The organism is Cellulosimicrobium cellulans, from assembly GCF_042723955.1.
GTDB classification, from domain to species: domain Bacteria; phylum Actinomycetota; class Actinomycetes; order Actinomycetales; family Cellulomonadaceae; genus Cellulosimicrobium; species Cellulosimicrobium cellulans_H.
The window spans coordinates 1-8,435 of the sequence record NZ_JBHXIC010000128.1 but is presented as its reverse complement, the minus strand read 5'-3'; the positions used below and the strand labels follow the sequence as shown (position 1 = coordinate 8,435).

The 8,435-nt window shown below is 74.0% G+C and carries 4 protein-coding genes; 3 read left to right on the top strand and 1 reads right to left on the bottom strand.

Annotation, left to right across the window (positions count from 1 at the left end; translation table 11 throughout):
• Positions 1-76 precede the first annotated feature (76 nt).
• Complete coding sequence (locus ACFWH7_RS19980) at positions 77-3,640, bottom strand: DUF5979 domain-containing protein (RefSeq protein ID WP_378219240.1); 3,564 nt, start codon at positions 3,638-3,640, stop codon at positions 77-79.
• A gap of 206 nt (positions 3,641-3,846) precedes the next feature.
• Here ACFWH7_RS19980 and ACFWH7_RS19975 point away from each other — a divergent pair, with 206 nt between their 5' ends.
• From ACFWH7_RS19975 to ACFWH7_RS19965, 3 genes are all read left to right on the top strand, one after another.
• Complete coding sequence (locus tag ACFWH7_RS19975; RefSeq protein ID WP_378219238.1) at positions 3,847-5,061, top strand: glycoside hydrolase family 3 N-terminal domain-containing protein; 1,215 nt, start codon at positions 3,847-3,849, stop codon at positions 5,059-5,061.
• A gap of 204 nt (positions 5,062-5,265) precedes the next feature.
• Positions 5,266-7,083 carry a discoidin domain-containing protein gene (locus tag ACFWH7_RS19970; RefSeq protein WP_378219236.1) on the top strand — a complete coding sequence of 606 codons (1,818 nt, stop codon included), beginning with the start codon at positions 5,266-5,268 and terminating at the stop codon, positions 7,081-7,083.
• A 189-nt stretch (positions 7,084-7,272) separates the two neighbouring features.
• Positions 7,273-8,325, top strand: coding sequence for a LacI family DNA-binding transcriptional regulator (locus tag ACFWH7_RS19965; RefSeq protein ID WP_378219234.1), 1,053 nt, complete (start codon positions 7,273-7,275; stop codon positions 8,323-8,325).
• Positions 8,326-8,435: the final 110 nt, after the last annotated feature.

Below are 8,435 nucleotides of genomic sequence, written 5' to 3'. Positions count from 1 at the left end.
CGGCGCCCCCCCCCGCCGGGCGCGCGGGCCCGCTCCCCGCCGCGCCTCGGGAGCCTCGCCGGCGGCGTCCGGACGGTCAGGCGGTGCGGCCTCGTCGGGCGCGGACCGCGAGGAGCGCGGTCCCGGTCCCGAGGAACAGCAGCGCGAGGACGGTCACGAGCACCGCGTCGCTGCCCGTGATCGCGAGCCCCTCGTCCTCCGCGGTGTTGGTGAGCGTCACGACCACCGTGCCGTCACCCACCGTCACCTCGGTGACGGCCTCGCCGTCGACCGAGAACGTGGGCGTGCCCCAGTCGACGCCGCCGATCTCGGGCACGTCGGTCTCGGTGAGCCGAACCACCGTCCCGACCGGGAGGTCCTGCGGGCCGTCGACCGCGACGCCGTCCGCGCGGACGGTGAGCGACCCGGTGACGGTGCCGTCCGGGCCGTCGTACGCGTAGCCCACGACGAACTCCGTCGTCGCGGGGACGGCGTCGGACGCCTCGCCGGTCACCCGCTTGACCACGGAGAACCCGCCGACCGCCTGGTTCGCCGTGTTCGTCGCGGTGACGAGGGTGTTCTCCCCGTCGCCGATCACGACCGACTGCGGGTCGAAGGTCGGGACGCCCCAGGCGACCCCGGGAACGTCCGGCAGGTCCGCCTCGGTGTAGGTGACGACCGTGCCCACCGGGAGGTTCTGCGGGCCTGCGACGACAGTCCCGTCAGCCGGGACCTGGAGGTAGCCCCCGACGAGCGTGCCGTCGAGCTCGTACGAGTACGCGACGGTGAACTCGGTGCCGGCGGGGACGAGGTCCGCCCGGTCGCCGGTCACCTGCTTGGCGACGGAGAACCCGCCGACCTCGGCCACGTCCTGCGTGGTGTTGGTCAGCGTGACGAGGGTGTTCTCCTCGTCGCCGATCGTCACGGTCTCCGGCGAGAACGTGGGGGCGCCCCAGACGACGCCGTCGACCTCGGGCAGGTTGATCTCGGTGAACGTCACGACCGTCCCCACCGGGAGGTCCTGCGGGCCGTCGACGACGGTGCCGTCGGCGAGGACGGTCAGCGTCCCCGAGAGGGGGCCGTCGTACGTGAAGCCCACGGGCAGGGTCGCGGACCACTCGGCCTCGAACTCCGTCCCGGGCGGCACGCTCCCGGCGAGATCGCCCTCGACCGCCTTGGTGAGCGAGAACCCGCCGACCTGCGCGGTCGCCGTGTTCGTCACGACGACGCCCGCGACGGCGTCCCCCTCGCCGATCGTCACGGTGCCGGGCGAGACCGTGGGCGTCCCCCAGTCGACACCGTCGACCACCGGCATCGACTGCTCGGTGAACGTCACGACCGTGCCCTCCGGCAGGTCCTGCGGGCCGTCCACCACGGTCCCGTCCGCGAGCACGGTCACCGTCCCGGAGGTCGGGCCCTCGTAGCCGGAGTCGGGCGGAAGCACGGCCTCCCAGGCGACGACGAACGCGGTGTCCGGCGGCACGGCGCCCGACGCGTCGCCCGTGACGGACTTCCGCACCGCGAACCCGCCGATGTCCTCGGGGGCGTTCGCCGTGTTCGTCACGGTCACCGCGACACCCGTCGACCCCTCGACGATCGTGATCGGGGACGCGGGTTCGAGCGTCGGCGGGCCCCAGACGACGCCGTCGACCTCCGGCAGCGGCGACTGCTCCGCGAGCGTGACGGTCGTGCCCACGGGCAGGTCGGACGGGCCGTTCGCCACGGTCCCGTCGGCGAGGACGGTCAGCGTGCCCGACGTGTCGCCGTCGTGAACGACGCCGGCGGGGACGGTCGCGGTCCAGTCGACGAGGAACGCGGTGTCGTCCGGCACGACGTCCGCGGCGTCGCCGTCGACCACCTTCTGGACCGTGAAGCCGCCGACCGCGGCGCCCGCGACGTTGGTGACGGTCACGGCGACGCCGGTCGCGCCCTCGACGATCGTGATCGGCGACGCCGGGCTGAGCACGGGGTCGCCCCACTCCACGCCGTCGACCTCCGGCAGCGGCGTCTGCTCCGTGAGCGTGACGGTCGTGCCGACGGGCAGGTCGGACGGGCCGTCCACCACGGTCCCGTCCGCGAGCACGGTCAGCGTGCCCGACAGGTCACCGTCGTACGTGGCCCCCTCGGGGAGGGTCGCCTCCCAGTCGACGAGGAACGCGGTGCCGTCGGGGACGAGCCCTGCGGCGTCCCCGGTCACCGCCTTCGCCACCGAGAACCCGCCCACCACCGGGACGGTGCCGCCGTTCGCCGTGTTCACCACGGTCACCGTGACGGTCTGGTTCTCCTGGATCGTGAGCTGGGCGGGGTCGCCGAGCGGCTCCCCGTTCACCTGGATCACGGGCGTGCCCCACTCCACGCCGGGCACGGTGGGCAGGTTCGTCTCGGTGATCGTCACGACGGTGCCGACAGGGAGCGTCGGGCCGTTCACGAGCGCGCCGCTGATCGGCACGACGAGCGTGTCGCCACCGGTCGTCCCGTCCGGCTCCTCGAACGTGTACTCGACCTCGAACGTGGTGCCGGCGGGCACGTCCGCGGCCGCCTCGCCCGTCACGGTCTTCTGGACGACGAAGCTCGCCGACGGGATGCAGTCGAACGGCCCCGGCCCGATCCAGGGGTAGTTGTGCTGCTCGTTGCCGATGCCTGACGTCGTGAGGTCGTTGCCCGCGTAGACGCGCCCGTTGGTGCTCGACGTGATCGCCACCTGGTCGGCCGACGGCACGAGGATCGAACCCACCCACTGGCCCGAACCGCTCACGGTGAGGTCGCCCGTGCCGGTGAAGTTCCACAGGGTCCGCGCGGCCGCGTTCCCGATGTTCGCGGGGTCGTCGACACGCTCGCCGTTGATGTCGACGTAGGTGGCGGAGACGGTGACCGGCTCGTCGCCGACGACGTTGACGACGATCGGCGCCCCGTCCGGGATGCCCTCGAAGAAGAACTCCGACGCGCCGTCGAGGTCGGTCGCCGAGACCGTGAACGCCTGGAGCGTCGTGTTGGCCGGGTCGGTGCTGGTGAACGTGACGCGGTTCCCGGCGCGCGCCGCCGAGCCCGTGTCCGGCACCGCGCCCAGGACGGCCGACGTGTCGACGACCGCGTCCTGGAACCCCTGCCACGGGGCCAGCGCGGCGTCGGCGCCCATGTTCGTCTCGATCGCGCCGCCGTTGGTGTCGAGCCCGCCCGCGTTCGCCAGGTCGCCGCCGACGTGCACCGCACCGCCGCCGTCGAGGTTCGCGCCCACGATCACGTTGGTCCCGGCGGCGATGCTCATCACGCCGCCGACGTGGAGCATGGGCGACCCCGGCGCGGGGGTGATGCCCGACCCGGCACCGACCGAGCCCACGTTGAAGCTCCCCGGGGTCTCGAACGACGCGTTCCCGCGCACGACGAGCACGCCCTCGCTCTCGGCCGAGGTCCCGGCCGCCGTGTAGTCCCCGCCCGCGTACACCGCGACGTTGTTGTCCGTGAAGATCGGCAGCGGGCCGATGTCGGGGAAGTCGTCCGGGTCGGGGCAGAAGCCGATGGCCGCCGAGGCGGACCGGGCCTGCGGCCCCGCGACGAGGACGACCGCCCCGACGAGGGCGAGGACGGCGGCGAGCGTCGCCGCGACGACGCGGCGGGCACGCTCTCCCACGGCGACGGTACGGGCGGTCGGTCGGTGGGTCATTGCCTGGCTCCAAGGTCGGACGGCGCGGCGCGACCTGGACCCGGCCACGCCCCTCACGAACGAGAGACATCCCCCCGGGAGGATCATGACGCGTGTCTCGGGGTGATGCGCGTCATACCGGCCGGTCCGGGCACCGCTCACCCCGCGCGACCATGACGTCCGGCGCGAGGCAGCAGGCTACGGTGGCCGCTGGAGGTGCCTGCCCAGTGACCACCCGTGCCCGGACCACCTGGATCGTCGTCGCCGTCGTCACCACGCTCGCCGCCGTCTCAGCGGTCGCGTGGTACCTCACCCGCCCGAGCCCCGCTCCCGACCCGTCACCGTCGGGCGCGCCGAGCGCCTCGCCCGAGCCGTCCCCGACCGGAACTCCCCCGACGCCGTCCACCCCGCCCGAGGACCCGCTGGCCGGGTGGACGCTCGAGCAGAAGGTCGGCCAGCTCTTCATGGTCGGCGTCGACGTGAGCAGCCCGCAGCAGGTGAGCTACGACGCGGTGTCGCAGCTCCACGTCGGCAACGTGTTCCTCGCCGGGCGGTCGCAGGCGGGCACCGGCCCGACGGCGGACCTCGTCGCGGGCTTCACGGCGCTCGTCTCGCCGCAGACCACGAACGGCACGCCGTTGTTCGTCGCGACCGACCAGGAGGGCGGCTACGTCCAGGTGCTGCGCGGCCCCGGGTTCTCGCAGATCCCCACGGCCACGGACCAGGCGGGCCTCGACCCCGCGGCGCTCCAGACCGACGCGACGACGTGGGGCGGCGAGCTCGCCGCCGCGGGCGTGAACCTCAACCTCGCCCCCGTCATGGACCTCGTGCCCGAGGGGACGGCCGCGCAGAACCCGCCGATCGGGTACTTCGAGCGGAACTACGGCTCCACGCCCGACGCGGTGACCTCCCACGCGAACGCGTTCAGCGCCGGGATGGAGGCGTCCGGCGTGGACGTGACGATCAAGCACTTCCCGGGGCTGGGTCGCGTCACGGAGAACACCGACACCGACGCGGGCGTCACGGACGACGTGACGACGCGCGACGACCCGTCCGTCGCCGTCTTCGCGTCGGGGATCGAGGCGGGCGCCGCGTTCGTCATGACGTCCACCGCCGTCTACTCGCAGATCGACGGGTCGCTGCCCGCGGCGTTCTCGCCCGTCGTCGTCGACGGGATGCTGCGCGGCGACCTGGGGTTCGACGGTGTCGTCATCACGGACGACGTGTCCGCGGCGCAGCAGGTGCAGGCGTGGTCGCCCGCCGAACGCGCCGTCCTGACGATCGACGCCGGCGGCGACATGGTGCTCGCGTCCGCCGACCCGAGCGTCGTGCAGCCCATGGTCGCGGCCGTCGTCGAGCGCGCGACGACGGACCCCGCGTTCGCCGCGAAGGTGGATGCCGCGGTCGTCCGCGTGCTCGCCGCGAAGCAGCGGCTGGGCTGAGCGCCGGTAGCGGGCGGGCGCGCGACGGTTCATCGGCACGGGGCGGGATACTGGCTGACTGGTTAGTAAGAAGATGTCCGCACGCTCTTGACCTGTTCGGACTCAGTGAGCCAGGGTGTGAGAGAGCGCTCTATCGGCACGAGCACAGCGGCTCGCCGACTCCGAGCAGCTCGTGACCCGTCCGACGTCCGAAGGAGCACGTCCATGCACACCGCGTCCCGCGGCACCTCCCGCACCCCCGGCCCCCGGCGCCGACCACGGTTCCGCCGCCGCGCCCTCGCGGCCGCCACGTCCGCCGTCGGGCTCCTCGCGCTCGGCGCGCTCGTGCAAGCGCCCGCGACCGCCGCGCCCGGCGACCCGCTCTCGCAGGGCCGCGCCGCGACGTCGTCGAGCACGGAGTTCGACTGGAGCACCGCGGCCGCCGCCGTCGACGGCGACCGCGGCACGCGCTGGTCCAGCGCGCACGCCGACGGCGCCTGGATCCAGGTCGACCTCGGCGCCGTCCACGACCTCGACCGCGTCGAGCTCGACTGGGAGACGGCGTACGCGTCCGGCTATCGCATCGAGGTCTCGACCGACGGCGCCGCGTGGGCGACCGCGTACTCGACCACGAACAGCCAGGGCGGCGACGAGACGCTGCCCCTCGACGTCGCCGCGCGCTACGTGCGGCTCACCGCGACGCAGCGCGCGACCGTCTGGGGCGTGTCCCTCTGGGAGCTCCAGGTGTTCGGCGACGAGGGCGGCTCGGGCGAGCCGGGCGGCCCCGGAGACCCCGACCCCGGCACCGCCGGCCTGCTCTCCTACGGCAAGCCGGGGTCGGCGTCGAGCTCCCAGACGCTCGACCCGAGCTGCTGGGACTGCACCCCGGACAAGGCGCTCGACCTCGACCCGGCGTCACGCTGGGCCACGTCCCCGGACACCGGCTGGGTCGACGAGGGCTGGATCGCCGTCGACCTCGGCGCACCCGCGCACGTCACCCAGGTCGTCCTCCAGTGGGACCCGGCGTTCGCGACGGGCTATGCGATCGAGGTGTCGGACGACGGAAGCACGTGGCGCAGCGTCTGGTCGACCACGGCCGGGACCGGCTTCAAGGAGACGATCCCGCTCGACGCCGACGGTCGCCACGTGCGCGTGCACATGAACGACCGCAGCAGCGCGTACGGCTACTCGCTGTGGGAGCTCCAGGTGTACGGCACCGGCGGCGCGCCCACGACGCCGCCGGCCGATCCCGCCGACCCGGACTTCGACGACCTCGAGCTGGTCTGGTCCGACGAGTTCGACGCCCCGGCCGGCACGCCCGCCGACGCCACGAGGTGGCACATCGACCCCGGGATGCCGCAGAACGCGGAGCACCAGGTCTACACGGCGTCGGGCAACGGCTTCCACGACGGCCAGGGGCACTTCGTCCTGGAGGCCCGCCGCGAGAACGTCGAGGGCCGCGAGTACACGTCGCACCGCATGAACACGTCGACGTCGCTCAACACCCAGTACGGCCGCTTCGAGGCCCGGATCAAGATCCCCGCGGGCCAGGGGCTGTGGCCGGCGTTCTGGATGATGGGCTCCGACTTCCTCGAAGGTCGGCCGTGGCCGTACAACGGCGAGATCGACATCATGGAGAACGTCGGGTTCGAGCCCACGATCACGCACTCGACGCTGCACGCGCCCGCGTACTGGGGGGGCCGGCGGCTACGGCGGCCCGGCGACCCTGCCGGGCGACGCGCGCTTCGCCGACGACTTCCACGTGTGGGCCGCGGAGTGGGACAGCAAGGGCATCCAGTTCTCGCTCGACGGCCGCGACACGTTCTACGCGTCGAAGGAGACCGTCGAGTCGACGCGCGGGCCGTGGGTCTACGACCACGAGTTCTACCTGATCCTCAACCTCGCGGTCGGCGGGGACTGGCCGGGCGCTCCCGACGCGAGCACGCCGTTCCCGTCCCGCATGCTCGTGGACTACGTGCGGGTGTACCGGTGAGCGCCCGCACCGGGCGGCCCCTGCGGGGCGCCGGCCCGTTCCCGTGGTGAGGCCCCGCCCCACCCGGTGACGGGTCCACGGCGGGCGTCCTCCAGCGCTCGCACCCCGATGCCCGACGGCGCGGCGCTGCTCCCGCGCCGTCGGGCACCGTCCCGTGCCCCGACCCCGGCGAGACCGTCCCCCCGACCGCCCGGGGACGGCCGGCCGCACGGCCCCGGGCGGGCGGTATAACTGACGGCATGGCTGCCCGTCGCTCCTCCCCCCGCCCGACGCTCGAGGCCGTCGCGGCCGTCGCCGGCGTCTCCCGAGCCACCGTGTCCCGCGTCATCAACGGCGTGCCGACGGTCGACCCGGCGATCGTCGAGGTCGTCGAGAAGGCGATCGACGAGACGGGCTACGTCCCCAACCTCGCCGCGCGCACCCTCGTGACGCGACGCACGGGATCGGTCGCGCTCGTCGTCTCCGAGCCGACGGAGCGGCGACACACCAGCCCCTTCCTGGAGCGCCTCTTCACCGATCCCTACATCGGCCGGGTCACGGCCGGCGCGCAGCAGGTGCTCCGGCCGCGCGACATCCACCTCGCGATCCTGCCCGCCGACCCGCCCGCGCACGACCAGGTCGTGCGGTACGTGCGCCAGGGTCACGTCGACGGCGTCCTGCTCATCACGTCGAGCTCCGGCGACCCGCTCCCCGCGCGGTTCGCCGCGCTGTCCGTGCCGGTCGTGCTCTCGACGCACCTCCACGGCGCGGACGAGTCGGCCGGGGTGAGCTGGGTCGACCTCGACCAGGCGGCGGGCGGCCGGCTCGCGGCCGAGCACCTCGTGGCGCGGGGCCGGACGCGCCTGGCGACCGTCGCGGGGCCCTCCGACGTCCCCTTCGCGCGCGCCCGGCTCGAGGGGTTCCTCGACGCCGTGCGGGCCGCGGGTCTCCCCGACCCGTTCGTCGTGGAGGGCGACTTCACCCGGGCGGGCGGCGAGGCAGCCGCGCGCGAGCTCCTCGCGGCACGCCCCGACGTCGACGGCGTGTTCGGCGCGAGCGACCTCATGGCCGACGGCGCGTCCACGGTCCTCCAGGAGGCCGGGCGCCGCGTCCCGGAGGACGTCGCGGTCGTGGGGTTCGACGACTCCACGGTCGCGCACCAGGCGCACCCGCCGCTCACGACGGTGCGTCAGCCCGTCGAGGAGATGGCGGCCGAGATGGCGCGCCTCCTGCTCGCGGCCATCGACGCCCCGGAGACCGAGCCTCGCTCGGTCCTGTTCGACCCGACCCTCGTCGTACGCGACTCCGCCTGACCCCACCGCGCGGGGGGGTCCGTTAATTTGAGGCGGGGGGTGGAGTGGGACCCCGCCCTTTTGATGAAAACAGCGGGGGGGGTGTGGGGGGGGGTGGGCGCCGCGCGGGG

Excerpts from the sequence above, each read along its gene's own strand:
- ACFWH7_RS19980 (WP_378219240.1), bottom strand. The coding sequence starts at position 3,640 with ATGACCCACCGACCGACCGCCCGTACCGTCGCCGTGGGAGAGCGTGCC.
- ACFWH7_RS19970 (WP_378219236.1), top strand. The coding sequence starts at position 5,266 with ATGCACACCGCGTCCCGCGGCACCTCCCGCACCCCCGGCCCCCGGCGC.
- ACFWH7_RS19965 (WP_378219234.1), top strand. The coding sequence starts at position 7,273 with ATGGCTGCCCGTCGCTCCTCCCCCCGCCCGACGCTCGAGGCCGTCGCG.